25 protein-coding genes and 2 rRNA genes are annotated in these 26,077 nt (G+C 54.8%); 12 read left to right on the top strand and 15 right to left on the bottom strand.

Annotated features, from left to right (window positions below):
• Both A377_RS0111415 and rrf read left to right on the top strand, forming a co-directional pair.
• Positions 1-635: ribosomal RNA gene (locus tag A377_RS0111415) — 23S ribosomal RNA — on the top strand; the annotation flags it as partial.
• Positions 636-809: 174 nt separating this feature from the next.
• Positions 810-924 (top strand): 5S ribosomal RNA (gene rrf, locus A377_RS0111410).
• A gap of 148 nt (positions 925-1,072) precedes the next feature.
• On the opposite strand, the gene nth is transcribed toward rrf, so the two are convergent.
• From nth to metG, 8 genes are read right to left on the bottom strand one after another with little or no spacing between them, the layout of a single operon-like run.
• Complete coding sequence (nth, locus tag A377_RS0111405) at positions 1,073-1,714, bottom strand: endonuclease III (RefSeq protein ID WP_019896513.1); 642 nt, start codon at positions 1,712-1,714, stop codon at positions 1,073-1,075.
• 7 nt (positions 1,715-1,721) lie between these two features.
• Positions 1,722-2,450, bottom strand: a complete 729-nt coding sequence (locus tag A377_RS12530) for an electron transport complex subunit E (RefSeq protein WP_033422871.1) — start codon at positions 2,448-2,450, stop codon at positions 1,722-1,724.
• Positions 2,443-3,081, bottom strand: coding sequence for an electron transport complex subunit RsxG (gene rsxG / locus A377_RS0111395; RefSeq protein WP_019896511.1), 639 nt, complete (start codon positions 3,079-3,081; stop codon positions 2,443-2,445). Before rsxG ends, A377_RS12530 begins: the two co-directional genes overlap by 8 nt.
• Positions 3,082-3,092: 11 nt before the next feature.
• The gene (locus A377_RS0111390) at positions 3,093-4,121 is read right to left on the bottom strand and encodes an RnfABCDGE type electron transport complex subunit D (protein ID WP_019896507.1); all 1,029 of its coding nucleotides are present in this window, start codon (positions 4,119-4,121) and stop codon (positions 3,093-3,095) included.
• Between the two features lie 3 nt (positions 4,122-4,124).
• Entirely contained in the window at positions 4,125-6,263 is a 2,139-nt protein-coding gene (rsxC, locus tag A377_RS12525; RefSeq protein ID WP_019896505.1) for an electron transport complex subunit RsxC, read from the bottom strand.
• On the bottom strand, positions 6,260-6,814 hold the full coding sequence (gene rsxB / locus A377_RS0111380; RefSeq protein ID WP_019896504.1) for an electron transport complex subunit RsxB: 555 nt from the start codon (positions 6,812-6,814) through the stop codon (positions 6,260-6,262). Before rsxB ends, rsxC begins: the two co-directional genes overlap by 4 nt.
• Complete coding sequence (gene rsxA / locus A377_RS0111375) at positions 6,811-7,386, bottom strand: electron transport complex subunit RsxA (protein ID WP_019896503.1); 576 nt, start codon at positions 7,384-7,386, stop codon at positions 6,811-6,813. Before rsxA ends, rsxB begins: the two co-directional genes overlap by 4 nt.
• An 8-nt stretch (positions 7,387-7,394) precedes the next feature.
• Positions 7,395-9,473, bottom strand: a complete 2,079-nt coding sequence (metG, locus tag A377_RS0111370; RefSeq protein WP_019896502.1) for a methionine--tRNA ligase — start codon at positions 9,471-9,473, stop codon at positions 7,395-7,397.
• 306 nt (positions 9,474-9,779) lie between these two features.
• Here metG and A377_RS0111360 point away from each other — a divergent pair, with 306 nt between their 5' ends.
• Genes A377_RS0111360 through A377_RS0111345 form a run of 4 tightly spaced genes read left to right on the top strand, consistent with a single transcriptional unit; the run spans position 9,780 to position 14,691 of the window.
• A complete protein-coding gene (locus tag A377_RS0111360; RefSeq protein ID WP_019896499.1) occupies positions 9,780-10,100 on the top strand; it encodes an STAS domain-containing protein in 321 nt (106 codons plus the stop codon).
• Positions 10,101-10,159: 59 nt separating this feature from the next.
• The gene (locus A377_RS0111355) at positions 10,160-11,866 is read left to right on the top strand and encodes a SpoIIE family protein phosphatase (RefSeq protein WP_019896498.1); all 1,707 of its coding nucleotides are present in this window, start codon (positions 10,160-10,162) and stop codon (positions 11,864-11,866) included.
• Positions 11,850-13,100, top strand: a complete 1,251-nt coding sequence (locus tag A377_RS0111350) for an ATP-binding protein (RefSeq protein WP_019896497.1) — start codon at positions 11,850-11,852, stop codon at positions 13,098-13,100. Before A377_RS0111355 ends, A377_RS0111350 begins: the two co-directional genes overlap by 17 nt.
• Positions 13,101-13,110: 10 nt before the next feature.
• Entirely contained in the window at positions 13,111-14,691 is a 1,581-nt protein-coding gene (locus A377_RS0111345) for an ATP-binding protein (RefSeq protein WP_019896496.1), read from the top strand.
• Between the two features lie 28 nt (positions 14,692-14,719).
• Here A377_RS0111345 and apbC read toward each other — a convergent pair whose 3' ends face one another.
• The 5 genes from apbC to purM all read right to left on the bottom strand — a co-directional run bounded on the left by apbC (position 14,720) and on the right by purM (position 19,084).
• On the bottom strand, positions 14,720-15,844 hold the full coding sequence (gene apbC / locus A377_RS0111340) for an iron-sulfur cluster carrier protein ApbC (RefSeq protein ID WP_019896495.1): 1,125 nt from the start codon (positions 15,842-15,844) through the stop codon (positions 14,720-14,722).
• Between the two features lie 108 nt (positions 15,845-15,952).
• Positions 15,953-16,579: a dCTP deaminase gene (dcd, locus tag A377_RS0111335; RefSeq protein WP_019896494.1), complete on the bottom strand. Its 627-nt coding sequence runs from the start codon at positions 16,577-16,579 to the stop codon at positions 15,953-15,955.
• The gene (locus A377_RS12520; RefSeq protein ID WP_019896493.1) at positions 16,576-17,286 is read right to left on the bottom strand and encodes a DUF3108 domain-containing protein; all 711 of its coding nucleotides are present in this window, start codon (positions 17,284-17,286) and stop codon (positions 16,576-16,578) included. Before A377_RS12520 ends, dcd begins: the two co-directional genes overlap by 4 nt.
• A gap of 37 nt (positions 17,287-17,323) precedes the next feature.
• Entirely contained in the window at positions 17,324-18,013 is a 690-nt protein-coding gene (gene purN / locus A377_RS0111325; protein ID WP_019896492.1) for a phosphoribosylglycinamide formyltransferase, read from the bottom strand.
• Between the two features lie 15 nt (positions 18,014-18,028).
• On the bottom strand, positions 18,029-19,084 hold the full coding sequence (gene purM, locus A377_RS0111320; protein WP_019896491.1) for a phosphoribosylformylglycinamidine cyclo-ligase: 1,056 nt from the start codon (positions 19,082-19,084) through the stop codon (positions 18,029-18,031).
• A 441-nt stretch (positions 19,085-19,525) separates the two neighbouring features.
• Here purM and A377_RS0111315 point away from each other — a divergent pair, with 441 nt between their 5' ends.
• From A377_RS0111315 to A377_RS0111295, 5 genes are read left to right on the top strand one after another with little or no spacing between them, the layout of a single operon-like run.
• A complete protein-coding gene (locus A377_RS0111315; protein WP_157760855.1) occupies positions 19,526-20,878 on the top strand; it encodes a DUF2066 domain-containing protein in 1,353 nt (450 codons plus the stop codon).
• 12 nt (positions 20,879-20,890) lie between these two features.
• Complete coding sequence (gene hda / locus A377_RS0111310) at positions 20,891-21,613, top strand: DnaA regulatory inactivator Hda (RefSeq protein WP_019896489.1); 723 nt, start codon at positions 20,891-20,893, stop codon at positions 21,611-21,613.
• A 19-nt stretch (positions 21,614-21,632) separates the two neighbouring features.
• Entirely contained in the window at positions 21,633-22,127 is a 495-nt protein-coding gene (locus A377_RS0111305; RefSeq protein ID WP_019896487.1) for a TlpA disulfide reductase family protein, read from the top strand.
• 9 nt (positions 22,128-22,136) lie between these two features.
• A complete protein-coding gene (locus A377_RS0111300; protein ID WP_019896486.1) occupies positions 22,137-22,430 on the top strand; it encodes a hypothetical protein in 294 nt (97 codons plus the stop codon).
• A 5-nt stretch (positions 22,431-22,435) separates the two neighbouring features.
• Positions 22,436-23,275 carry a PilZ domain-containing protein gene (locus tag A377_RS0111295; RefSeq protein ID WP_019896485.1) on the top strand — a complete coding sequence of 280 codons (840 nt, stop codon included), beginning with the start codon at positions 22,436-22,438 and terminating at the stop codon, positions 23,273-23,275.
• A gap of 19 nt (positions 23,276-23,294) precedes the next feature.
• Here the strand turns inward: A377_RS0111295 and ylqF are convergent, their stop codons facing one another.
• Both ylqF and A377_RS0111285 read right to left on the bottom strand, forming a co-directional pair.
• A complete protein-coding gene (gene ylqF / locus A377_RS0111290; RefSeq protein WP_033422870.1) occupies positions 23,295-24,254 on the bottom strand; it encodes a ribosome biogenesis GTPase YlqF in 960 nt (319 codons plus the stop codon).
• Positions 24,254-24,496 (bottom strand): hypothetical protein, encoded by a 243-nt coding sequence (locus A377_RS0111285; protein ID WP_019896483.1) that lies wholly within the window; start codon positions 24,494-24,496, stop codon positions 24,254-24,256. The genes ylqF and A377_RS0111285 overlap by 1 nt, the downstream gene beginning before the upstream one ends.
• 37 nt (positions 24,497-24,533) lie before the next feature.
• Between A377_RS0111285 and A377_RS0111280 the strand changes: the two genes are divergently transcribed.
• Positions 24,534-26,057 carry a diguanylate cyclase domain-containing protein gene (locus A377_RS0111280; protein WP_157760853.1) on the top strand — a complete coding sequence of 508 codons (1,524 nt, stop codon included), beginning with the start codon at positions 24,534-24,536 and terminating at the stop codon, positions 26,055-26,057.
• Positions 26,058-26,077 lie beyond the last annotated feature (20 nt).

The raw sequence follows: 26,077 nt of genomic DNA, 5'->3' as shown, positions 1-26,077 counted from the left end.
GCGTAACGGAGGAGCGCGAAGGTACCCTCAGCACGGTCGGACATCGTGCATTGAGCGCAAGAGTAAAAGGGTGCTTGACTGCGAGACAGACACGTCGAGCAGGTGCGAAAGCAGGTTCTAGTGATCCGGTGGTTCTGAGTGGAAGGGCCATCGCTCAACGGATAAAAGGTACTCCGGGGATAACAGGCTGATACCGCCCAAGAGTTCATATCGACGGCGGTGTTTGGCACCTCGATGTCGGCTCATCACATCCTGGGGCTGAAGTCGGTCCCAAGGGTATGGCTGTTCGCCATTTAAAGTGGTACGCGAGCTGGGTTTAGAACGTCGTGAGACAGTTCGGTCCCTATCTGCCGTGGGCGTTGGAGAATTGAGAGGGGCTGCTCCTAGTACGAGAGGACCGGAGTGGACGAACCTCTGGTGTTCGGGTTGTCACGCCAGTGGCATTGCCCGGTAGCTATGTTCGGGAAGGATAACCGCTGAAAGCATCTAAGCGGGAAACCTGCCTCGAGATAAGTTCTCCCTGGGCTTTAAGCCCTCTGAAGGGCCGTTGAAGACGACAACGTTGATAGGCTGGGTGTGGAAGTTCAGTAATGGATGAAGCTAACCAGTACTAATTACCCGTGCGGCTTAACTATACAACTCAAAGAAAACTTGGTCTTTTTAAAGAGACGTTTTGAGTTGACTGAGGTTAGGCAGACAGCTTGAGAGTCAAAAACAACACAAAGACTGTTACCGAGTCGAGATTAAAACCAAGAGATTTTTCCAAATTCCGACAACGAGTTGAGAGACTGGTTGTCAGTACCCAATTGCTTGGGGACCATAGCGAGATGGAACCACCTGATCCCATGCCGAACTCAGAAGTGAAACGTCTCAGCGCCGATGGTAGTGTGGGAGGTCCCATGTGAGAGTAGGTCATCCCCAAGCTTATATCCTGAACCCGTGAGTGCGAAAGCCTCATGGGTTTTTTTATGTCTGGAAACCGGCCCGTTCCCTTTTTACCAGGCCTGGTGAAAACGGCTTGTAATTGTCTTTACTTTATCCCTGCAAACCAGGCCTGGTAAAAAGGGCATTCCTATTGCGCAAACTGTTCCTTGTCTTTGAATTCGCACAGATCGAAAATGCAGCAGGCGCCGCAGCGCGGTTTTCGCGCGGTGCAGGTGTAGCGCCCGTGCAGAATCAGTAAGTGATGGGCCGGCATCAGGTAAGCTTTGGGCACGTTTTTAAGCAGCTTTTTTTCGACTTCCAGTACGGTTTTGCCCGGCGCGATGCGGGTACGGTTGGCGACTCGAAATATGTGGGTGTCGACCGCCATGGTAGGTTGACCAAAGGCGGTATTGAGAACCACATTGGCGGTTTTTCGCCCGACGCCGGGAAGGGCTTCGAGATCGTTGCGGTTGTCTGGAACCTGAGAGTCATGAAGTTCGATCAGCTGTCGGCAGGTCTTGATGATGTTAGCGGCTTTGCTGTTAAACAATCCGATGGTTTTAATGTATGTTTTCAAGCCTTCTTCGCCCAGAGCCAGTATGGTTTCGGGCGTATTGGCCACCGGGAACAGTTTGGCTGTGGCGATGTTGACGCCTTTGTCGGTGGCCTGGGCCGAAAGAATCACCGCGATCAGTAGTTCGAAGGCGGTGTTGTAATGGAGTTCGGTTTCCGGGTCGGGGATGTGTTCTGACAGACGTTCGAATATTTGCAGTCGTTTGGCTTGATTCATAGGGTCGTTACGGATTGATGGAGTCACTGATCGCAGGCTCGGCCTGAACGCGGATGCCCAGTTGATTGGTCTGTTTTTCCCGTTTGCGAATTTCCAGTGCGTTCTTGACGGCGATTAGAAGCCCCAGTCCGATAAACGCGCCGGGAGGCAGCACGGCCAATAAAACCGGTTGATACAGGTCCGGCAGAGAGATCGTCCAGCCAGCGGCCATGTCGCCCAGCAGTAAATGCATTTGGTCGAACAGGGTGCCGTTGCCAATCAATTCACGCAATGCGCCCAGAACGATCAGAACCAGGGCAAAACCCAAGCCCACAAAAAAACCGTCTACCAGTGCGTGATTGACCGGATTGCGAGAAGCAAATGCCTCTGCACGGCCTAAAATGGCACAGTTGGTAACAATCAGAGGGATGAAAATGCCCAATATGCCGTGAAGGGTGTTGAGGTAGGCTTCCATCAGCAGGTCAATGATGGTGACCGCCGCGGCGATGATGGCAATGAAAACCGGAATCCGGATTTCCGATGACACAAAATCACGAATCAGGGACACCAGCACATTGGAAACCATGATCACAGCCATGGTGGCCAGCCCCAGGCCCAGTCCGTTGACGGTGTTGTTGGTCACCGCCAGAAGCGGGCAGAGTCCAAGCAGTGCGACCAGAGCCTGATTGTTGCGCCACAGACCGTCTTCCATGATTTTTCTGTACGAGGTGGCGTTGTTTGGTATGGTCTTATTCATACAAGGTTTCTCCTCGTTTTTCGATCAGCTGGAGTACGTCGCGTACTTTTTCGACCACCGCCTTGGGTGTGATGGTCGCGCCAGTGAACTGGTCGAATGCGCCACCGTATTTTTGCACGGTCCATCTTTCCGGTGGCGGGGACTGCAGGCTTTTGTTGAGAAAGCTGTGAATCCAGTCGGATTTGCCGGGTTCGACCTTGTCGCCCAAGCCAGGGGTTTCCGCATGTTCCAGTACTCGAACGCCCAGTACCTTGCCTTGGACGTTGACCCCGACCAGTATCTGCATATTGGGGCTGTAGCCCTGTTGGGTTTTGGCCTGAATCACCAGACCCACGGGCTGATTGTCTTTGCGGGCCCGGTAAACGGTCACGGGCTCGTTGGTGCCCAATGCTTCCGGGGCCACGATGGTGCGTGTGTCTGCCAGGAGGTCGTTGTCGTAATGGGAGGCAGGCATGACCTGCTGCAGTGTTTGAATCAGGGCGCGCTGTTCGGCTTGCTTGATCGGTTCGTCTGTCAGTAACCAGACGGCGGTCAGAAGACTGACCGCAATGAACACAAACAGACTCAACTTGAGGGCTGTCTGGACCATCTGGGTGAGCAGCGAAGCTTGTGGACGGGATTTCTGAAGCATAATCTGTCCTTTTATCGTCCTTTGTGACCCATGACGCGCGGTTGAGTGTATTGATCCAGCAGGGGGACAAACAGGTTCATCAGTAATACGGCAAAGGCGATCCCGTCGGGGAAACTGCCCCAGTTACGGATCACATACACGAGCACGCCGATGCCGATGGCGTAAAACAGACGTCCCATTGGAGTGGTGCTGGAAGAGACTGGGTCGGTGATGATGAAAAAAGCGGCCAACATCACACCACCGCTGAACAGGTGAAAGCTGACAGGCGCATAGGTGTCTGGGTCAATGGCATGAAAAAGAGCCGCCATCAAGGCCAGTGCGCTCAGAAATCCGACCGGGTATTGCCAGCGAATGGCTCGGCTGTACAACATCCAGATTCCGCCGATCAGAAAGGCCACATTCACCCAAAACCAGCCATTAATCAAGTTTGGATCATTGAAGCGCGATCCTGCCCAGGTTTCGGCTGCGCTGGCGCCATTGACCAACGCGGTTTGCAGTTCATTCAAAGGGGTGGCCCCGGTTAAATGCACCAGGCCTGGTGGAAATTGCCCGGTGAATATGATCTGGGCCGATTCCCACAGCGACAAATGATGACCGGAAATGCCGGCCGGCAGGGTCCACTGGGTGACTTCGGCCGGGAAGGAAATCAACACAAACGCATAGCCCAGCATCGCCGGATTGAAAGGGTTGTAGCCCAAGCCGCCATACAGATGCTTGCCAAACACCAGAGCAAAAATGACCGCGCTGACCACCACCCACCAGGGGGATTCGGGCGGGATGCAGAAAACAATGCCGGTGACGGTGATCAGTCCGCTCATGTCGGAGATAAAGGGTTTGACCGGTCGGTGGCGCAGTTTTAATAACAGGGTTTCGACCACCAGCCAGGCAACGACGGCGAGTGCCCACTGGATGGTGATGCCGAACCCGAAAAAATAAATATGCGCCAACAGTGCCGGAAATGCGGCGATCTGCACTTGCAGCATGGTGCGCCGGACGCTGCTGGCATTGTGAATGTAGGGAGAGGAATAGGGCAAAGACATGGGTTAATCCTCTGTGTCCGGTGATGGGGCTTGCGTGTCTTTTTGAGCCTGAGCTTTTTGCTGCGCTTTCAGCGCGCGTTTTTTGGCCGCAGCCATGGCGGCCTGGCGTTTGTCTTTTGGTGAAGCGGCTGGGATTTTGCTGTCAACGCGGCTCGATTGGTCCGTGTTTTCGCTGGCATTATCAGAGGATTGCTGACGTTTTCTGGCTGCCTTTTGCGCGGCCGCCATGGCCGCCTGGCGCTTGTCACGCTTTGACTCGGTTTCCGTGGCTGCAGGTCTGGCCGCTTTGTCGGAGGCAGAATCGGCGCTTGCGTTCTTCTGTGCTTGCGCGCGTTTCTGAGCCGCTTCCATGGCGGCTTTGCGTTTGTCTGCGGGTTTGACCTGGGCACGGTCTTCCGGTGCCGCCGGATTGTCTGTGGGCGAGTCGTCGGCTTTTTTGGCCGCTTTTTGCGCTCGGGCCTTGGCGGCTTCAATCGCTTTTTCTCTGGCCGTTTTGGGTGCGCTGGAATCGGTTGTTTGATCCGTTTGGGGCGACTTGGCTGCGGCCGCTTTTTTGGCCGCGGCGGCGGCTTTCGCTGCGGCTGCACTGGCATCACCCGATTGTCGGGTTGTCTGAGCCGCCTGTTTTTTGACCGCGTCTTTTTTCGCTTTCAGGCGGGCTTTCTTGGCTTTTTCCGCCTTTTCGAGCCGCGCCAGCCTGAATTCGTGGCGTTGTTTGGCCAGTTCAGCGGCTTCTTCCTCTTTCTCTATGCGCACGATTTCGGATTTGGCGTGACGGTAATATTGCACCAGTGGAATGTGGCTGGGGCAGACAAAGCTGCAACAACCGCATTCGATGCAATCGAACACCTTCAAGTCTTTGACTTTGTCGTATTCGTGGCTGCGACTGTGCCAATAAAGCTGTTGCGGCAACAACTGAATCGGGCAGGCATCCATGCATTCCCCGCAGCGGATGCAAGGCATGGCCGGTTCCACGTCTTCGGGCGGGTTCGCCAACACACAGTTGGTGGTTTTGATCACCGGAACCTCATTGCTGTGCATGGAGATGCCCATCATGGGACCGCCTTTGATCAGCGGGTAGGTCAGCGGGGTTTTGGGATCGGCTTTTTCCGCCAGCGCCTTGAAAGAGGTACCTAGCAGTGCGTGGGCATTGAACGGGGCATTCAGGCCCATGCCGGAAACGGTCACATAGCGGGAAATCAGCGGTTTGCCTTCATCGGCGGCATCGGCAATGGCTGCCAGTGTGGCCACGTTCATCATCAGGACACCGACTTCGATCGCATGTTTGTCGGATGGAATTTCCAGATCAATCAGCTCCTGAGTCAGTTGTTCCTGCCCACCCATGGGGTAGACCGTGGCCACAGGGCGGACTTGAAAATCCGTGTGCGTCTGAGCGGCGGCAGGCAGTCCGTCTGCGGCCTGAGTCATGGTCTTGATCGCTTCGGTTTTGTTGTCTTCAATACCGCAGAGCACTCTGGGGATGCCCAGTGCCTGGGCGACAAGTTCGGCACCACGCCAGATGGCTTCGGGCCGCTGTTTCATCAGTTGGTCATCGCAGGTGATAAAGGGTTCGCATTCGGCACCGTTGATGATCAGGTGGTCAATGCAGCCCCGCTGATCCGGGATTTTGGCAAAGGTCGGAAATCCGGCACCGCCCAGCCCCACAATCCCGGCTTCGTGCACAAGTGTCTTCAGGGATTGTGGGGAGGTGGGTGTTTCCGGCAGGGTAAGCGCCTGGGCTTCGTCCCTGCCATCCGGCTCAAGCAGAATGCACAGCCCCGGCAGGCCGGAGGGATGTGGCAGTATCCGCGGTTCAATGGCGATGACCGTACCAGACGTGGGCGCGTGTATGGGCGCAGACAAGCCCTTGTCGGTGTCGGCGATGCGCTGGTATTTCAATACCCGGTCGCCCACGCTGACCAGCGGTTCGGTGGCCACGCCCAGGTGCTGCTGTAACGGCAAAGTCAGTAGCTCAGGGATAAAGTCTTCAACCAGAGGGTAGCGATTGGATAAGGATTTGTGGTATTTGGGAAACACCCCGCCGTGAAAATGGTACAGCAGACGCTTGGCCATGGGGTAGAAGCGCCCCAGCCACTCGATGAAACGGTGTTTGAGCGGTTTGTGTTCGACCAGATGGCTCAAGAGCGATTCTCCAGACTGTTGGCGTTCGGTTCCGGCCAGTGCCAGGTTTGCGGGGTTTTCATCAGGGGAACCATGTCAATGCAGTCGACCGGGCATACGGGCACACAGAGTTCGCAACCGGTGCATTCTTTTTCAATCACGGTGTGCATCATTTTGGTGGTCCCGACAATGGCATCCACCGGACAGGCTTTGATGCAGTGCACACAACCGATGCAGATGTCTTCATCGATCACGGCGACCATCGGTTCTTCCGGAGGCGGGTTGGAGGCATCCATCTCCTTGGGTTCCCGATGCGTGATTTCTGAAATCTGAATCATCACTTCGTGACCGCCGGGAACGCACAGATTGACTTCGGAGTTGCCTTCCGCCAGGGCTTCGGCATAGGGACGACAACCCGGAAAGCCGCATTGACCGCATTGGGTCTGCGGCAGGATGCTGTCAATCTGGTCGGCCACCGGATTGCCTTCCACTTTGAATTTGATTTTGGCGTAGCCCAGCAACATACCGAAAAACAGGGCCAGAACCAGAAAGACCAGTAACGCTTCGATCATGCGACCAACCCGCCAAAGCCCATAAAGGCCACCGACATCAATCCGGCTGTGATCAGTGCAATCGGTGCACCGCGGAACGGGGCCGGCACATCGGCGTATTCAATGCGCTCACGCATGGAGGCAAACAGCACCAGCACCAGGGTGAACCCGGCCGCTGCGCCAAACCCGTAAATCGCCGATTCCAGAAACCCGTGATCCTGTTGCACATTGAGCAGAGCCATGCCCAGTACGGCGCAATTGGTGGTCATTAAAGGAATATAGATGCCCAGCGTCTGGTAGAGCACCGGACTGGTTTTGTGAATGGCCATTTCGGTAAAGCTGACCACAACGGCGATGGAAATGATAAAGCCGATGGTGCGCAGGAAATCCAGCTCAAACGGGATCAGCAGGTAATGGTTGATCAAATAGCTGATCACCGCACTCAACGTCATCACGAAGGTGGTGGCCATGCCCATGCCAAGGGCCGCATCCACTTTCTGGGAAGAGCCCATAAACGGGCACAACCCCAGAAATTTTACCAGGACAAAATTATTGACCAAAACCGTGCTGATCAGGATGAGTAGGTATTCCATGTCGTCCCTTATTTGACGCGCATGCCTGGCTGCGCGCCTTCGTCAGGTTCCAGAATGAACAAGTCCTTGCCGCCAGGGCCTGCTGCCAACACCATGCCTTCGGACACACCGAAGCGCATTTTACGGGGTTTGAGATTGGCGACCATGACCGTCAGTTTGCCTTCGATCTCTGCGGGATCATACGCCGATTTGATGCCGGCAAACACCTGTTTCTGCCCTTCGCCCAGATCCAGGGTGAGCTTGAGCAGCTTGTTGGCTTCGGGCACGCTTTCCGCTTTGGCAATGCGCACCACCCGCAGGTCGATTTTAGCAAAGTCGTCAAAGGCAATTTCGTCGGCGATGGGTTCCATGTCTGTCGGTGTTTCCTTGTTTTGATCCGGTGCCTGCTGCATCGCTTTCTGGGCGGCGGTATCGTCCTTGGACGCGGCCAGCATTTTTTCGATTTGTGCCGGGTCGATTCGGGTCAGCATGGGTTTGAACTTGACGATCTCATGGCCCATCAAAGGTTCGTTGATCGCAGACCAGTTCAGATGCTCCAGTTGCAAAAACGCCTTGGCCTTGTCGGCGGTTTCGGGCAGGACCGGGGTCAGATACGTGATCAGCACCCGGAACAGATTGATCCCCAGGCTGACGGATTCGTGTAGCTCGGCTTCCTTGCCGTCTTCCTTGGCCAGTACCCAGGGCGCGGTCTGGTCAATGTATTCATTGGCCAGATCGGCCAGATGCATGATCTCACGCATGGCCTGAGCAAATTCGCGTTTTTCGTACAGTTCGGCAATGGGTTCGCTCTGATCCAGAAATTGCTGGTACAGGTCCTGAGCCGGTTTTGACCAGGCCTGGTTGAGTTTGCGATCGAATTTCTTGACCACGAACCCGGCACAGCGGCTGGCAATGTTGACCACCTTGCCGACCAGGTCCGAATTCACCCGCTGAGTGAAATCGGCCAGACTCAGGTCAATGTCATCAATCCGGCTGGACAGCTTGGCGGCAAAATAATAGCGCAGGTATTCCGGGTTCAAATGATCCAGATAGGTTTTGGCCATAATAAAGGTGCCGCGGGACTTGGACATTTTCTGACCGTCCACGGTCAGAAAACCGTGCGAGAAAATCGCATCCGGCGTGCGGAATCCGGCGCCGGAAAGCATCGCCGGCCAGAACAGGGCATGAAAATACACGATGTCCTTGCCGATGAAATGATACAACTCGGCCTGAGCGTCCTGAGCCCAGAAAGCATCAAAATCCAGTTGTTTCTTTTCACAAAGGGCTTTGAAACTGGCCATATACCCCACCGGGGCGTCCAGCCAGACATAAAAGAATTTGTCGGTTTCTCCTGGGATTTTGAAGCCAAAATAGGGTGCATCACGCGAGATGTCCCAGGCGCGAAGGCCGGATTCGAACCACTCATCCAGCTTGTTGGCAATCTGGGTCTGGAGGTGGCCTTTGTGAGTCCAGTCTTTGAGCATGGTTTCAAAGTGTGGCAGCTCAAAAAACAGGTGTTCGGTTTCCTTTTTGATCGGAGTGGCCCCGGACACCACCGACACCGGGTTTTTCAGTTCCTCGGGGGAATAAGTGGCCCCACAGGCTTCACAGTTGTCGCCATACTGGTCATCGGCACCGCATTTGGGGCAGGTGCCCTTGATAAAGCGATCCGGCAGAAACATGGCTTTTTCCGGGTCGTAGTATTGTTCGATCACGCGACGACTGATATGTCCCTGTGCCTTGAGTTGCTCATAAATGTGGCTGGCGAAATGCTCATTTTCCGGCGAGTTGGTGCTGTGGTAATGATCAAAGGCAATGTTGAACCCGGCAAAATCGGTCTGGTGTTCCTCACTGACCCGCGCAATCAGCGCTTCCGGACTGATGCCCTCGGCCTGGGCCCGCAGCATGATCGGGGTGCCATGCGCGTCGTCGGCACAGACGTAGTAGCATTCATGTCCGCGCTGACGCTGAAACCTGGCCCAGATGTCGGTCTGGATGTATTCGACCAGATGCCCGAGGTGAATGGGACCGTTGGCGTAGGGCAGTGCGCTGGTGACCAGAATTTTTCTGCTCGATTGGGTGGATAAAGTCTGTGTGGGTGCCGTCATAGTGACCTGAATACGTTGATGGAAAACAAAGGCCGATATTATAAACGTTTTTGGGTGTTACTTCGATAGATCGCGGTGTTCATGGGCAGGTGACCCGGCAGAAAGTCCGAACTTTTACGGCCCCGGTCAATAAAGAGCCATGCACAGGACAAAACCGTCTGTTCCAGCATATAAAAATTTTATCGGTCTGATTTCGGCCCTAGGGCCCGTTAATCAGAAAAGGATGATACAATCGGATCAAAATTTCCGCACGTTGAACACTGCAAACACTGTAAACGTGACTGGATGAGGAAGGAGCAGAGAGTTATGGGTTTATCGACAAACGTATCAGCCGGCGAAGTTCGTTTGGTGGTCGAAGAGCATTTTGACATCGGTTGTTATGATCGGTTTAGTCAGGTTCTGATCGAACATCTGGACAGTGCGGCCTGTATCATCGTCGATTTTTCCCATGCACGTCATCTGGACAGTTCTGCTCTGGGCATGTTGCTGCTGTTGCGTGAAAAACTGAGTGACCGTTCGGTCAAAGTGGCGTTTGAAAACGTCAATGAGTCACTGATGGAACTCTTCCGGTTCGCGAAATTCGATCAACTCTTTGCGATCAACGCCCAAGCACGCCAAGTGAGTTGATGGCAAGCGTTCCGGGCCTGAACGTTCCGGGCATGAAGCGGAACCTGGTTGATTGATTTATGGCCACCATCCTGATTGCCGATCCCTCCAATTCCAACCGGCTTTACCTTAAACTGCTGCTGGAAATGCACGGTTATGACGTTCTGCAGGCCCAGACCGGTCAGGAAGCCATGCGTCTGTTCGACGATTGCGCCCCGCAACTCATTATCACCGAAATCACCTTGCCCGATCTTTCCGGTGCCGAACTGGTTCAGCACATCAAAGCCCACAGTGGCGACCAGTTCCACCCTGTTTTTGTGATCACCGCTGTGGTGGGCGCTCAACGGGTGCAAGGCATTCTTCAGGCCGGTGCGGACGATTTTCTGCAAAAGCCGTTTGTGGAAGAATTGTTTCTGGCCAAAGTCGATTCGTTGCTGCGCAACCTCGCGTTTTACAATGACTTGAGAAAGTCCAAGGAGTTGCTGGCGCAACTGCATGCCAATCTGGCCTGGGAACACCAATCGGCGCAACGGATTTTTGACAAGTTTGTTTATGGTCCGCGCCAATCGGTTCCCGGCTTGACTGTGCACATCTCCGCAGCGTCCATTTTTAATGGCGATGTGTTTTTTTCTTCGGTCACGCCGTCCGGGCATGTGGTAACGCTGTTGGGCGATTTTACCGGTCATGGGCTGCCCGCAGCGATCGGTGCGATTCCGGTGGCGGAAGTGTTCTACACCATGCTGGCCCATGGCCGCAATACCAAAGAAATTCTGCTGGAAATCAACCAGAAGCTCAAAAGCATCCTTCCGGACCACATTTTTTTCAGTTGTCTGGTGGTGGAAGTCAGCCCCAGAAAGCGCAAGGCGCATGTGTTTAACGGGGGCATGCAGCCGATTCTGCTGTTCGATGGCATCACCCGACATGTGCGCCGTCTGGCATCGACCTCACTGCCCTTGGGGGTGGTTGACAATGAGCAGCTGCACCTGGAACTGGAATCGCTGATGCTGGAAGGGCATGAGCAATTTGTGTTCTACACCGACGGGGTAGTGGAGGCGGCCAACGAGCAGGGGGAGATGTTTGGCCTGGAACGATTGGTTGACAGCCTTCAGACCCAGAAGCTGGACCTGTCGAGTCTGGTCAGTGAGGCCCAGGCGTTTTGCGGCAACAGTGAATTCGATGACGATGTCAGCATTGTGAAGCTGGACATTGGCCGCGTCATAGAAAAAAACGAAATGATTACCGCACGGGTTCTGTCAGAGCAGTTGCTTGTGCCTTCCGGCTGGAAGCTGACGTTTGAGTTTGAAGCCGATCAGCTTCGTCAGGCAGAGAAGCCGGTCGAAGCCGTGGTGGATGCCATCAGTGGCATTCAGCCCCTGGTTCCGTTTAAAGACGACTTGTTTATGGTGATCACCGAACTCTACATGAATGCGCTGGAACACGGCCTTTTGTGCCTCGATTCCGAGACAAAACAACTTACGAATGGTTTTTTGTATTATGCTCAGCAAAAAGCCAGACGTCTGGCGGATTTGCACACCGGGACCATTGGTATCGAGGTCAGGCAATTGCCGGTTTCCGAGGCGCAGGCCGATGTCTGTATCACCGTCACCCATACCGGTCGGGGTGTCAGTGACGCTCCGCAGGCTCAACCGGATGCGGAGGCGCATCGTTATGCCGGGCGTGGCATCAAGCTGGTGCGATCCCTGTGCCGGGCATTCACCTTTGAAGAACAGGGCCGCAAAGTGACGGCCATTTATCGATGGGAGCGCCCCAATGTCAAATCTCATTGACCCGACGCCAGCGATTCTGGTGGTGGACGATGACCCGCGTCAGATCTCAGCGTATCAAAGTCTGTTTTCACCGCAGGCTGAGACGGGGGCGGCCCTGTCCACCCTGGCACAATTGGTTGATGCAAAACCCCAGGCAGAAAACGCCAATCCGCCGCCCACTTTTTCGTTGCTGACCGCTCAACAGGGGGATGAGGCCGTGGCGGTGTTCGCTGTATCGCTTAAAACCAATCAACCGGTGCGTGTGGCCTTCATTGATATGCGCATGCCACCTGGCATGAATGGCCTGCAAACCGCTGAAAAACTGCGGGAACTCGACTCTTGTGTTTACATTGTGATTGTGACCGCCTATACCGATGTGGACATGACCAACATTTCGGAGGTGTTGCAGGAAGACGTTCTGTTTGTCCGCAAGCCGTTTCAGGCCGAAGAGGTGATGCAGATTGCCCGTAATTTCTGCCAGGCCTGGGCCAGAGACCGGGAACTGACACGCCTGAAGGCCCAGTTGGAACAGAATGCCGAGTGCAATCTGTATGAAGCGGCACTGTATGAAGTGACTCAAGGGGTGCTGGCAGACATGGCTGATAAAATCAATGCCCAATCTGGCTTGTTAACTTACCTTTCGACTCAATTCAAAGTGGAAGCCGAACAAAAACCTAGTTTTGAACATGTGACCGGAACGGTTTTGGACGAATCCCGTCAATTATCTCAGCTAGTAAAAGCCTTGCAGAAATTGTCGGTGGAAAGTGATCAGGTTTCGGTATTTTCGGTGCGCGACCTAATCAGTGAACTTCAAGTACTGATCCCGGCATTAGCGTCAGAGCACGAATGTATCAGGGTCCGATGGGAGTTGAATGTGCCAGAGTATACGACCTTTCATTCCTATTTTTCCAAATTGATTTTGGCTGTAGCAGCATTGCTTAAGAACGCCGAAGAAGCTTTGTATAACCGTTGCCAGAAAACAAAAGGGTTTGATGGTCTGATACGCATCCAATTAGCGACTGATGAGCATGGAGCTACTTTGACGGTGGTAGATAACGGCAACGGATGTCAATCCGTTGATACCAAATTATTCTTTCAACCCGGTTTTACTCAAAAGCCAGGACATGCCGGGATGGGACTGACCATGGTGGCCCAGTTTGTGGAAAAGGTTGGCGGGCACATTTCTCTGGACAGCCCGGGGGAAAACAGGGGGATGCGCGCGCAACTGCGCTTTCCTTTGAATTTTCATCAATAGGGGAGTAGCTATGGCGACTATTCGCGTGTTGAGTCAGCTGGAAGCGTTCAGTCATCTGTGCCAACAGTCCTGCCCTCAGGCGGATTATGGCGTCGTGTCCGAACTGACGACACCCCAGCTCAATGCGACCGACGTTCTGTTGTTTGCCACCAGAGAAGCACCTTCTCACGTTTTGCAGCGCCTGCAGGACTGGCAAAAAGCGCAGCCTCAGTTGTTCTGTCTGGTGTGGACCCCCGAACTGGATGAAGCCGAGATCGAAGCGTTCAGGCAGGCTCTGCCTCCAGGCCGCGTGCTATGGCTATCGCGATTGCCAACGCCATTGGAAATGCAGCAGTGGCTTGATCAGGCCCAAGCCATTCTGTCGGAACAGGAAGCGGTCAGACAGGCCAATGAAGTTTGTCACTGTGGCGCAGATCTGCTACATGCTCTGTTTTGTGTGATTCAATTTGACGCCGATCAGAAAATTGTTTCTGTGAACCCTCACACCACGATTGAAACTGGCTGGGAAGCGTCGCAGTTGATCGGGCGGTCCATCAACGAAGTGGTGCTTTGGAGCAATGATCGCACAGGGGTGACCCAGTATTTTGCCAATTTTGAAGGCGAAACCCGCTATTTTAACGCTTCCGGTGAACAGCGTTGGGCGCTGGCGCAGGTTCGGGCCAAAACCAATGCGGAGGGGGAGACGCATTATTTTTGGGTGGCGAAAGACATTACCGAACAGAAAAAACAGGTGTTTGTGGGGGAGTATGCCCATTTTCAGGAAGGGTTGTCGCGTGCCAAAAAAGAACTGGTGCACGATTTGGGCAACACCCTGAACAGTATGAATGCGACCCGTTCCGCCTTGAATCAGGGCGTTGATCAGTTGCAGGAAACCTTGCATCTGATCGGTCAGTGGTTGCTGAAGTCGGAAAAGTCGGCGGTGGGCGAACATTCGGAAAGCGGGGCCGCCGTGGAATTCTTGCGAGCGCTTCAGGCCACGTTACAGGAAACCTTGTCGCAATATTTTGAAAAGACCAACCGGGCCCTGGCCACCGATCTGGCCGGATTGATTGAAACACTGAACGAAAAACAGACTGATATCAGTCGGGCCGGTACTTCGGCAGACATGGATGAGACGGTCAATGTTTACAGTATCGTTCAGAATTTACGTCAGTCATGCCAGGCCATGCTGGATGCCATGGGCATTCGCATGCACGTTTATGCCAACGACACGGATAAGGCCTGTTTTCTGCAGATATCGCGCAGTCAACTTTATCAGGCGTTAATGAATTTGGTAAAGAATGCGACGGAAGCCTTGGAAATCAGCCATAAAACAGACAAAACCATTCGGTTGAAAATCTACTTTGATCGGGAAGGCCGCTATGTGATCGAGGTGCAGGATACCGCAGAAGGCATCCCGCGGGCCTATCTCAATCAAATATACAATGATGGCTTTACCACCAAACCCAAAGGCACCGGGCAGGGGCTGCCTTCGGTCGCGAACTTTGTCAATGCCCATCAGGGGCGGATTGAGGTGCAAAGCAGTTATGAAACCGGGACCACTTTTCGGGTGATCCTGCCGGCAAAAATCATCACCAACTGCTCGGGGTAACCCACCTTTCGAAAAGCGACTTTCCTGTTCAGGTGTTCTCCACCTGAATGCTGGGAAAGGCGTGGGCGTAACTGCGCTTTTGCTGGGCCAGATGCGTGCCGATCTGATGCACGATGTGGCGGTATTTTTGTGCGATGGGGCTGGTAGGGGATTCCACCACTGTCGGGTGCCCCTGATCGGCTTCTTCGCGAATGTGACGTGCCAGCGGCAATCCCCCCAGATACGTCACATCGGCGCTCTTGGCAAGCGATTTGCCACCGCCTTCGCCAAAAATCGCTTCCTCGTGACCGCAGTTTTCACAGATATGAGTGCTCATGTTCTCAATCACGCCCAGAATGGGAATGTTGACTTTTTCAAACATGCGCAGGCCTTTGCGTGCGTCAATCAGGGCCACTTCCTGAGGAGTGGTGACGATCAAACCACCGGTCACCGGAATCTGTTGCGCCATGGTCAATTGCACATCGCCAGTGCCGGGTGGCAGGTCAATCACCAGAACATCCAGGTCTTGCCAGCGGGTTTCATTGAGCAGTTGCATCAATGTGGAGGTCACAATCGGACCACGCCAGATCATGGGGTCTTCGGGTTTGATCAGAAAGCCGATGGACATCACTTGCAGGTCATACGCCAGAATCGGTTCCATCTGTTTGCCGTCTTTGGTTTCCGGCTTGTCGTGAACGCCCAGCATGGTCGGAATGCTGGGGCCGTAGATGTCGGCATCCAGCAGACCGACCCGAGCGCCTTCCTGTTGCAGCGCCAGCGCCAGATTGACGCTGGTGGTGGACTTGCCCACGCCGCCTTTGCCGGAGGCCACTGCGATGATGTTTTTCACGCCAGCCAGCGGGGTCTTGTTGCCGCCGGTTTCGTGTGCTTTGATGTCGGTTTCAAACTGGCAGGTCACGGTTTTGACCGAATCCAACGCTTGCAGGTGATGACGGATTTGTTGGGCGATGGCATCCCAGAGACTGCGCCCGGCAAAAGGCAGTGTGACGGTCAGGGTCAGGTTGCCTTTTTTGAACTGGGCTTCTTTGAGCAAGCCTTCGTGCACGGTGGAAGCCGGAAGGTCGTCCAGTCGAACCTGATTCAGGGCTTTGGCAATGTCGGTTTGCATCGTTTCGTCAATGCCGTCACCGAAGAGCTTTTTCAATATGTTCATGCCAAATGACTCCGTTGGAAAGCGTTTTGACCAGGCCTGGTGAAAATGTGGTTCATCCGGCCGGTCGATCTGGGTTGATTGAGTGTTGATACAGTGAGGGTAAGCCTGTCAGGACAATAAATCAAGCTGCCGCTCGTCGCGGGGTTTTTCCTGCTTGTCCTGTGTGATGCGGCTGGCGGTTGGGCCTTGTTGATTGCGGTATTTGGCGTCTTCCCGTTTGTTGTAGGGTTTGATCGCGGCGCTGGACAGAGTCTCAAAGTTGATGGCGCAGATGTCCATGCCCGGGCGCAATGCCAGAGGCAATTTGCCGCTGTTGAAAATTTCCAGCACAATCTGGCCTTCCCAGCCGGGGTCGATGCGGTGGGCGGTGACATGCACCATCAGGCCCAGTCTGGCCAGACTGGAGCGGCCATCAAGCCAGCCGACCAGGTCGTCGGGAATGCTGACCGATTCCTGGGTGGAAGCCAGTGCCAGTTCGCCCGGATGCAGGAAAAACGCCTGACCCTCATCAATCACAATTTCTTCGCCCATGATTTTGTCGAGAATGGTCTGGCGGTCTTCGCTTTGTCCGCTCAAATCAATGTAGGGGGCTGTGTGGTCATTGAACACCCGGAATTTGCTGGCCAGTCGCAAATCCACGCTGATGCCTTTGATTTTTTCCGGAGCCGGCATGGGGTCAATACCGATTTTACCGATTTTGAGGTGTTGCAAAATGTCGCGGTCGCTGAGTTTCATAGTTTGGGAGACTTATTAAGCAGTAATTCAATGGTTCGGTCTTTTTCGGCGTCATTGAGACGGACTTTGACCGGAAAATGGTCCAGTGCGGGCATCAGCCACAGGTCAATGCGGATTTTATCACTAAGCAGGGCAAAATACAGGGTTGAGACGTTATCGGCAAACGGCAGGTCAATGGTTTTCCGTTCAAAGGCTTTGTGCATTTGAATCGGCGTCTGTTTTTGGTCGCGCTGCAATACAAATGGGGGCAGAGTGCGGTCGGTCTGATCGCTCTGGCGTGCGTAAAAGGCCAGACCGTACGCCAGAGAAATCTGGTCGAACGCATAGGGCTTGGCGGGAAAAACTTTGTCCTTGTCCGGAGAGAGAATGCGTGGCGGATTGTCCTGACGCATCATCCGGGTGGTGCGCTTGAGAATCCGGTCGTCATAGAATCGGGTCAGGTTCTGACGGTAACTCTGCCAGGTCAGTGTCTGAGCGTCGTAGGTCAAATGGATTTTTTCCACCGTTTCTTCATTGATAAAGGCTTTGGCCCAGTCCGGCGGAATGGCTTTGGATGTCAGGTGGCAGTCCTGCTCCACACAGTAGAAGGATTGGTGGGCTTCGCCAATGGTGAAACCCATGACTTTGACGTCAAAGGTGGCGGAAAAATTGGGCCAGGGCTGGGCGCTGGCCTGAGAGGCCATCATCAGTCCGATCAGGCCGAGCATCAGGTGCCATCGGCAGCTCAGCCAGAACCTCCGTCGTTCAGTGCGCATCGCTGGCGTGATGCTGTTGCATTAATGCCTGCAGCTTGTTGAGCATGATCGGGCCTTTGAGCGGCTGGCCGCGAAAGCAGGCCTGGTGATTCTGGTAGGCGAAGTCGCCTCTGGCCAGCAGGTTGACCGCAAGGGGGTAAGCTTCGTGTTCCATTTTCTGTACGCGGGATTTCAAAGTGTCCGCCGTGTCGTCGTCTTCAATGTCCAGGGTGGCCTGAAGCAGCAAAGGCCCGGCGTCCAGCTCTTCGGTGACAAAATGAATGCTCAGGCCATGTTCGGCATCACCGGCTTCGAGCGTGCGTTCGTGCGTGTGCAGGCCGGGGTATTTGGGCAGCAGAGAGGGATGGATGTTGAGCATGCGCCCCTCGAACTCATTGATGAAGGCCTTGGTCAGAATGCGCATAAAGCCCGCCATGATCACGGCCTTGACCGAGTAGGGTGCCAACGTTTTGACCAGCGCCTGATCGTAGGCTTCGCGGTCATCGAAACCTTTGCTGTCCAGCACTTCGGTGGCAATGCCTGCAAATTGGGCCACTTCCAGCCCTTCCGCATCCGGGTTGTTGCTGACCACGACCGCGATCTGGTACAGGGAGTGGTCTTGATAGTCGATCAATGCTTTGAGGTTGGTGCCCCGTCCGGAAATCAGAACCGCAATGGGAAATTTTTCGGAATCGGCCACAGTGTCTCCTTGGACTTAGTGCAAAATAACGGATGGGGTCGCATCATCACTGCGTTCAATCTGGCCAATGGTGGTGACGCTTTCGCCACAACGCTGCAGAATTTCGGTGGCCCGGTCCTGATCCTGCGCACGCACCACAATCACCATGCCAATGCCGCAGTTGAAAGTGCGGTGCATTTCATGGAAATCGACCTGACCCTTGTCTGCCAGCCAGTCGAAGACCGCGGGTCGGGACCAGCTTTGGGTGTTGACTTGTGCCTGAGTGTGTTCGGGCATGACTCTGGGCAGGTTTTCCAGCAGACCGCCACCCGTGATGTGTGAGATGGCGTGCACCTTGACCTGTTCCAGCAACGCCAGAACGGATTTGACATAGATTCGGGTCGGTGTCATCAGCGCATCAATCAAGGGTTGGCCGTTACAATCTTCGTTCAGTTCGGCGCCTGAAACCTCAATGATTTTGCGGATCAGGGAATAGCCGTTGGAGTGAGGACCGGAAGCGCCAAGCCCCAGCAACACATCACCGGCCTGAACCTTGGAGCCGTCAATCAGGTTGTCTTTTTCCACAATGCCGACGCAGAATCCGGCCAGATCGTAGTCGCCCTGGGGATACATGCCAGGCATTTCGGCGGTTTCGCCGCCGATCAGTGCGCAGCCAGCCTGTTGGCACCCTTCGCCAATGCCCTGGACAACGTCGCGGGCGGTGTCAAGGTCCAGCTTTCCGGTTGCGTAATAATCCAGAAAGAACAATGGCTCTGCGCCCTGTACGATCAGATCATTGACGCACATGGCCACCAGGTCAATGCCGACCTGGTCGTGTTTGCCGCTCTCAATGGCCAGCATCAGTTTGGTGCCGACGCCGTCGGTGCCGGAAACCAGCATGGGGCGTTTGTAGCGGTCAATCGGCAGCTCGAACAAGGCGCCGAAGCCGCCCAGTGACGCGGTGACTTCCGGGCGACTGGTGGCTTTGGCGATGGGTTTGATGGCGTCAACCAGCGCATTGCCGGCGTCAATGTCCACGCCAGCGTCTTTGTAGCTGATCGGGGAGGGCGTCTTGGGGGATTGTTTGGTCATATAGTGGTGTCGTTAATGCGTTGATTGGGTTTGCCGCAGCTAGCCCGAATATTTTACAAATTTGCACCGATCTCGCTTGCCCCTTGATTCCACAAGCAATATTTTTTCTCGGCTCTGCAGCCGAGTTCTTCGTTTCAGTCGGTCGTAATCATCGGGTACGACACTTCTTCGAAACAAAGAACTCGACGCCCAAAGGGGTAAGTCGAGAAAATTTCCTTGTGAAAACAAGCTCCTGCGCGACCTCAGCACAAATCCATAAAATATTCGGGCTAGGGATTTTTTGCCGCTAAGCCTGCGGAAATGATTTACCATATTGTAACCAAAAATCACGGACAGATTATGAGAAGTTTTGCAAAACGTTTTGGCCAGGCCGGTCTCCAGCACCGATGGCAGGGTTTGGGCAGGAAAATGTGCGCCGTCGTCAATCTGATGGCGGGGAGATTGGCGAAGAAATTTGCATGGCTGGCCGCAGCCAGTCTGGCCGCGGGCATGTCGTTCAATGCCCAGGCTCAGGAAGACACGTCCTCTTCTTCTGCCGAGGCAGGTACAGAACAGTCGGTCGAAGACTTTCGTCAGAACCTGTTTGATGTGTCGGTGATCCTGCGAGGCGATGACGTGTCTCCTTCGTCCATCACGCCTTATCTGAAAACGGCCCTGAAAATCGAACTGGTCCGCCTGACGGGGGACGCAGGGTTTCTGGCATCGGATCAGGCGGACACATTTCTGCAATCCGCCCGCAGCTGGTTGCGCCAATATCGCTTTGAAGCCTACCGACAGGATGGGGTCACCGTCGGTCAAAAACTGATTTTTACCTTCGATGACAGCAAGCTTTATGATGCCTTTGAGCAGGAAGGGCTGGTGTTGTGGCCATTGGAAGCCCGTCCGTCCACGCTGGTGTATGGATCGCAGAACCGGGCCGGAGAATTGTTGAAGCTGGACGCCGGTTCACTGCAGTATCTGCCACAACTGGACTGGCACAATCTGGTCGCGGAAATGGCCCTGCCGATGACGCTGGCCGAAAGCCAGCGACTGGGTTCGGAGTCGGATGCCGACGCGCTGTGGGTGTACCCGAACTTTGACCGAAGTGCCTCGGCGCTGGTGGCGGACCGTCTGCAGACCGGGCAAAACGACTATCTGCTCAGCTATCAACTCAGGCAGTACGCTGAGCGACCGGCCGAGTTGATCTGGCAATTGTTTGACCGGGACGGACAGGTGGTGCTTGAGCAGCGCCACCAGGCCGAAGATCGTTCGCCGGAGGCTTTGTCGAGCATGTTTCGGGACATGATGGCGGCACTGACCGCCTTTTATTCCCGGCCTTATCGGGATCAGGCCCAGTTTATTGGCAGTGTGGCGCTCAAAGTTGAGGCGTTGGCGTCTGTGTCGCAGCTGCTGAAAATCGAAACCGCTTTGAAATCGCTCAAGCCCGTGATCCATGACAGCCGTTTGATTGAAACCAATGAGGACAAGGCCGAGTTTGAACTGATTTATCAGGGAACCTATGAGTCTTTGCTGGCCTATTTGCGAGGCATGACCTCGGTTGATATGGTGTCAAACGATGCTCTCAGCGGTGTCATTGTGGTCCGTTGGCATCGCCAGGCGCTCGACCAGGATCTGGATGCATTGGAGTCGATGGAGGCTGAGCGGGCGTTGCCTTCGGACACATCAGAGGGCGGGGATTCTTCCCGCCCTGAGACGACAGAAGCACCGTCGGTTGATGAGCCGGGCCAGCGCCAGTCACCGGCCATGCGCCCGTTTATGGGTGAATCGGTGCCGACGGACCTCGACAGCGAATGAGTGGTGGCTGAGATGTTTATTCAACTGCCTTTGAAAATGGGGTTGCGTGAGGCGGTCAGTTTTGACACCTTTGTGTCTCCGGACACCCAGACCGAACTGGCGCTGGCCCGTTTTCAGACCTCATTGCAGAAAAGCCGGGGCGAGACATTTTATTTGCAGGGGCCCAAAGGGGCCGGAAAAACCCATCTGTTGCAGGCGGCCTGCCGTCTGATGAGCGAACAGCAGCAACAGAGTGTGTATCTGCCTTTGGCTGACCCGGAACTGCCTTTGATTGCAGATGTGTTGCACGGGTTGGAAAAAACCCATCTGATCTGTCTGGACGATGTCGAACAGGTGGTGGGAGACGCGGACTGGGATCAGGCATTGACCCGTTTGCTCAGTCGCGCCCGCTCGCTGGGGCATTCTGTGGTGCTGTCTGGTGAGGCCGATTTGTCGCAATGGCCGACGCAACGTTCGGAGCTGTCGCAATCCTTGATGTCGGTTTTGCCGATTTCGATTCCGGCGCTGACCGACCCCAGGTCGCTGGTGCAGGCTTTGCAAAAACAGGCTGGCAAACTGGGGTTTGAATTGCCGCTGGATGTGGGCAATTATCTGGTGCGTCAGTTTTCACGCGATTTGCAGGAATTGATGTCGGTGATGAAAATACTGGAACAGGCCAGTGTCATGGAAAAACGCCGGGTGACGCTGCCATTTGTCAAACAGGTGCTGACCGAATCAGCACCCGCCAAGTCATAACATAAGGAACCAATGCCCCATGTACTTGATCAAGAAAAATCCGTTGATTGTGTTTGTTTTTTGTCTGATCGGTCTGATGACCCTGCCGGCCAGAGCCGAGCTGGACGTGCAGTTTGAAGATCTGGATGGCAATCCGGTGGCCTTGTCGGATTACAAAGGCAAATGGGTCGTGGTGAATTTCTGGGCCACCTGGTGTCCGCCATGTCGGGAAGAAATGCCGGAACTGGGCTTTTTCCATGAAGAACACAAAGACAAGAATGCGGTGGTATTGGGCGTGAATTACGAAGACGCCCCCATCGAAAAGGTGCGCGAGTATCTGAAGCAGGAAAACATTCGCTTTCCGATTGTGCGGCTGCCCGATCCCATTGACAACAAAACCACGCCATTCGGACCTTTGCGCGGCCTGCCAACGACGTATATGATTTCGCCCCAGGGCAAGGTGGTGGCTGCGCGGACCGGGCAGGTGGATGAAGCCATGCTCAATGCGTTTCTGGAAAAATACGGCGAGCGCTAGGAGGTGAATATGCGTCAACAATGGCAGTATGGCAAACGTTATTGGCGATTGGCCATTCACCTGATTTTCAAGACCAAGCATTTCGGGGTCAACAACCGCTGGTGGGTAACGCAACCTTCGCCCATCGGGTGGCATGGGCTGCAGCGATTGTGGGCCATTGTGACGGTTGTGCCGATCTGGCGTAACTACCAGTCGATGAAGGTGCGAAGCTGTCTGGGCTGGGTGCCACAGGCCGACTGTGAAGCCATGGGGTTTGCCGAGCAGATTGCCCGTGTGTCAAAAAAACGCACTGACAGTCGGTGAACGGGATGGAGCAGCTGAACTTGGAGCAGCGCCAATCGGTGCGTTTTGCCCGGCCTTTCAAGGTGGCCACGCTGGAAGAGGTCGGTTTTGATCAGGCCTTTCGTGGGGTGGATGTCAATCTGACCGGCCTGAGTTTTTGTTTGCCCGAGGCCGATTGGTTTTTGCCCGGGCAGACCCTGAGCCTGAAGGTGCTCAATGAGTTGAACGGTGAAGCGTTTGAATTGGAAGGGGTCAAGGTGGTCCACCTGCATCCCGGCTCAGGCGACGACTGGCTTTGCGGTTGCCACATTACCCAGGTGACCAGTGAACAGCTGCTGGCACACCATCGTCTGGTCATGACCGATGGGGCCACGGCAGAATCTTCAATGGCGGTGGCCAAATTGAGTGAGTTTGATTTCGACGAGACCGCGTCGCCCTTGTCTCAGGACACGGCCGATTTTCAGGAAGCCAGCATGGCGTTGAGTCTGGCGGTGGCCGAAGCCGAACAGAACCAGCAGTGGGTCGAGCAGGTGTTTGAGCGGCTGAATCAGATCTGGCAGAGCCGCTTGGGGGCTGATCAGCAACTGCTGGAAACCCGGCAGGAAATCGATTCGCTCAAGCAGGCCTGGCAGGAATTGACTCAGCAGGCCCGCAGTTGGAGCACACTGGCCAAATTACTGGCGCATTCGCCCAGTTCCCGTGCCGATCAGGCCGACTGGCAGCGGCTGATTGCCGATTTTGAGGGGCGGTTTCTGACCGAGACCCAACAGATGGCCTATGATCTGATGCATCAAGGTCACAGCGCCCGGGATGCCCTGAAAAGGGCGCAACAGGCGCGGGTTTCGTCCTCGTCGGACGAGGTTTGATCCGGTTTTGGTGTCACGCTTAACGATTCCTTTTGGTTTGGCGTTTGCGTGCCTCGCGCGCGGCCTGGCGGGCGGCTTTCTTCTCGGCTTTTTCTTCCCGCACCCGTTCCACTTCCAACAATTCTTTGCCCATCATTTGCGGGGTTTCCCAAGTGATGGGCCCCAGAACGCCTTCTCGCAATTCACTGATTAAAATCCGGGAAGCCTTGTCCAGGTCGACTTGACCGCCACTGACCAGGCAGCCGCGCTGCCGTCCGATCAGCTCCAGCATTTCCAGGTCTGGATAGGGCGTGTTTTGCGGCAGGGTCGACAGGTGGAACCGGTCTTTCAGTCGTTCGGGATAGTGCTCGAGCAGGTATTCGCAGGCATAAGTGGCGATGTCGGGCAGTTCGAATGCGGTTTCTTTGATGCCGCCAGTGATGGCCAGTCGATAGCCGGAATGGGCGTTTTCGATGTTGGGCCAGAGCATGCCGGGCGAGTCAAACAAGGTGTTGCGTTCATCCAGTTTGATCCGTTGAATCAACTTGGTCACGGCCGGTTCGTTGCCGGTTTTGGCAATCTTGCGCTCGCTCAGGGTGTTGATCAGGGTGGATTTGCCCACATTGGGAATGCCCAGAATCAGCAGACGCCGTTTTCGGACGGTGTCTTCGGGCAAAGGCAAAAGGGCTTCGATTTGTTCCAGCAGGCGCGCACGCACATGCGTGTCCCGGCTGTTGACACTGAGGGTGCCGACCGATGTCTGGGATTGGTAATGGGTCTGCCACAGACGGGTCAGCGCCGGGTCGGCCAGGTCCGATTTGTTAAACAGTTTGATCACCGGCCGATCACCATAAAACTGTGCCAGCATCGGGTTCTGACTGCTATAGGGAATGCGTGCGTCCAGCACTTCGATGATCAGATCGATTTCAGGCAACTGCTCCCGCACTTCTTTTTGGGCTTTGTGCATGTGCCCCGGGTACCACTGGATGGGATTCTGCATCAGCGACGTCCAAACAGGCGCATCAGAAAGCGCACAAACACCACGGCAGCGCTGATCAGCCACACATAGACGAACCATTTGAAAATGGCGTAGAAGGACTCCATCTGTGGTTGCAGGTGGGAGACGCCTTCGACGGTCAACATGCCATCTTCGGCATTGGAGAGGACGATCAGCACCACCAGTAAAATGACGGCCGCATTGGCCGCGCCCAGATAGAGAAAGAGTTTTTGCCAGATGTCCATAAGGTGTTCCTTTTTGTTCCTTGGCGTATGAAGGCGGTTGGCGTATTATAAAGCCATGACGCCTTCGCTCTCAAAAAACTTGAAACAGGTGTATCGCCGTTTCTTCTGGCCCATTGCTCTGATTGGAGCCTTGGCGCTGGTATTGCATCTGACGCAGACATTGCGTTTGACTCAGGAAATGTTTCGCTTGGAGCTCGACACCCTTTCCCAGCAGGTACACCATCGTTTTGCCGATGCGCAGAAAACCCTGCAGGGACGCTACGTTCAAATTGCCCGGATTTACCAGAATCAACCTGCGTTTGTGAAACGGATGCAGGCGGGCGATCCCCAGAGCCTCTACAAGTATCTGAAGGCCGATTATCAGGACTTTCGTGAACAGATGCCGCAACTGTATGTGATGCATTTGGTGGATTCGCACAATGTGACGCAGTTGCGTCTGCACAAACCCGAGTCCTGGGGCGATGACCTGACTGAAATCCGGCCGATGATGGCCGCGGCCAATCGTACCGGGGACGTGCAGAAAGGGTTTGAAGCGGGCAAAAACGGCATTACCTATCGGGTCAGTGTGCCGTTGAAAACGTCCTCTGGTCAAGCTTTGGGGGTGCTGGAATTCGGGATTGAACCGGATTACTTTACTGCCGACCTGTCAGAGCAATACGATGTGGCCACGCGGCTGCTGGTACCGGAGGCCAAACTGACCCATTTGACCCGAGAGGTCCGCTTTGATTCGGTCGGGCGCTATCGGGCCATGACCGCCGATCCGGAATTTGATTTGTTGCAGGTGGGGCATGAAGCGCAGGCACGTCTGTTGCATCACCACGGCCAGACCTATGCCTTTGTTTCCGATCTCACCTTGCCGGATTACCGTGGTCAGGGTGTGGTCAAGGTACAGGTGCTCAAAGACATCACCGAACGCTACGATCGGCATTACCACCAACTGTTTGTGCAGGTGGGGCTGAATGTGCTGGCTTTGATTTTGATGCTGACCCTGCTGCACATCTTGTTGCGGCGGTTTCAGCTGGCCTCGATCCGCAGCGAGCGTCAGCTCCGCCATCTACGTTCTCAGAACCGGGCCTTTCAGGAAAGCAATGAACGCGATGAGCTGACCGGCTGTTTCAATCGCCGGTTTTTCAACAAATGTCTGCGTCGTCTCCTGGCTCGGGGAGGGCCGGATGCTTCGCATGCTCTGTTGTTTTTTGACATTGATCACTTCAAACGGATCAATGATCAGAAAGGGCATTTGGTGGGGGATGATATTCTGATCGAGTTGGCGCAATTTGTGAACCGGCATGTGCGGGACCACGATGCACTGATCCGATGGGGCGGCGAAGAGTTCGCGCTGGTTCTGGAAGAGGTGGATTTGACCGAGGCCACCGACGTGGCCGAGAAACTTCGCCAGGGAGTGAAAGCCCGCACCTGGCCGGGAGAGGTTGAGATGACGCTGAGTTTCGGGGTGACGCTGTTAAAACCGGACGACGACCTCGAAACCCTGCAGGCACGGGTGGATCGATTGCTTTACACTGCCAAGGACAGTGGGCGGGACACCGTCTGTTCAGGCTGAAACGGGATTTCGACCTGTTT

The organism is Hydrogenovibrio halophilus DSM 15072, assembly GCF_000384235.1.
GTDB classification, from domain to species: Bacteria; Pseudomonadota; Gammaproteobacteria; order Thiomicrospirales; family Thiomicrospiraceae; genus Hydrogenovibrio; species Hydrogenovibrio halophilus.
This window is presented reverse-complemented; position numbering and strand designations above follow the sequence as displayed.

Bases quoted from the DNA above. Each gene is read 5' to 3' on its own strand.
- nth (WP_019896513.1), bottom strand. From the start codon at position 1,714: ATGAATCAAGCCAAACGACTGCAAATATTCGAACGTCTGTCAGAACAC.
- A377_RS12530 (WP_033422871.1), bottom strand. From the start codon at position 2,450: ATGAATAAGACCATACCAAACAACGCCACCTCGTACAGAAAAATCATG.
- rsxG (WP_019896511.1), bottom strand. From the start codon at position 3,081: ATGCTTCAGAAATCCCGTCCACAAGCTTCGCTGCTCACCCAGATGGTC.
- A377_RS0111390 (WP_019896507.1), bottom strand. From the start codon at position 4,121: ATGTCTTTGCCCTATTCCTCTCCCTACATTCACAATGCCAGCAGCGTC.
- rsxB (WP_019896504.1), bottom strand. From the start codon at position 6,814: ATGATCGAAGCGTTACTGGTCTTTCTGGTTCTGGCCCTGTTTTTCGGT.
- rsxA (WP_019896503.1), bottom strand. From the start codon at position 7,386: ATGGAATACCTACTCATCCTGATCAGCACGGTTTTGGTCAATAATTTT.
- metG (WP_019896502.1), bottom strand. From the start codon at position 9,473: ATGACGGCACCCACACAGACTTTATCCACCCAATCGAGCAGAAAAATT.
- A377_RS0111360 (WP_019896499.1), top strand. From the start codon at position 9,780: ATGGGTTTATCGACAAACGTATCAGCCGGCGAAGTTCGTTTGGTGGTC.
- A377_RS0111355 (WP_019896498.1), top strand. From the start codon at position 10,160: ATGGCCACCATCCTGATTGCCGATCCCTCCAATTCCAACCGGCTTTAC.
- A377_RS0111350 (WP_019896497.1), top strand. From the start codon at position 11,850: ATGTCAAATCTCATTGACCCGACGCCAGCGATTCTGGTGGTGGACGAT.
- A377_RS0111345 (WP_019896496.1), top strand. From the start codon at position 13,111: ATGGCGACTATTCGCGTGTTGAGTCAGCTGGAAGCGTTCAGTCATCTG.
- apbC (WP_019896495.1), bottom strand. From the start codon at position 15,844: ATGAACATATTGAAAAAGCTCTTCGGTGACGGCATTGACGAAACGATG.
- dcd (WP_019896494.1), bottom strand. From the start codon at position 16,579: ATGAAACTCAGCGACCGCGACATTTTGCAACACCTCAAAATCGGTAAA.
- A377_RS12520 (WP_019896493.1), bottom strand. From the start codon at position 17,286: ATGCTCGGCCTGATCGGACTGATGATGGCCTCTCAGGCCAGCGCCCAG.
- purM (WP_019896491.1), bottom strand. From the start codon at position 19,084: ATGACCAAACAATCCCCCAAGACGCCCTCCCCGATCAGCTACAAAGAC.
- hda (WP_019896489.1), top strand. From the start codon at position 20,891: ATGTTTATTCAACTGCCTTTGAAAATGGGGTTGCGTGAGGCGGTCAGT.
- A377_RS0111305 (WP_019896487.1), top strand. From the start codon at position 21,633: ATGTACTTGATCAAGAAAAATCCGTTGATTGTGTTTGTTTTTTGTCTG.
- A377_RS0111300 (WP_019896486.1), top strand. From the start codon at position 22,137: ATGCGTCAACAATGGCAGTATGGCAAACGTTATTGGCGATTGGCCATT.
- A377_RS0111295 (WP_019896485.1), top strand. From the start codon at position 22,436: ATGGAGCAGCTGAACTTGGAGCAGCGCCAATCGGTGCGTTTTGCCCGG.
- ylqF (WP_033422870.1), bottom strand. From the start codon at position 24,254: ATGCAGAATCCCATCCAGTGGTACCCGGGGCACATGCACAAAGCCCAA.
- A377_RS0111285 (WP_019896483.1), bottom strand. From the start codon at position 24,496: ATGGACATCTGGCAAAAACTCTTTCTCTATCTGGGCGCGGCCAATGCG.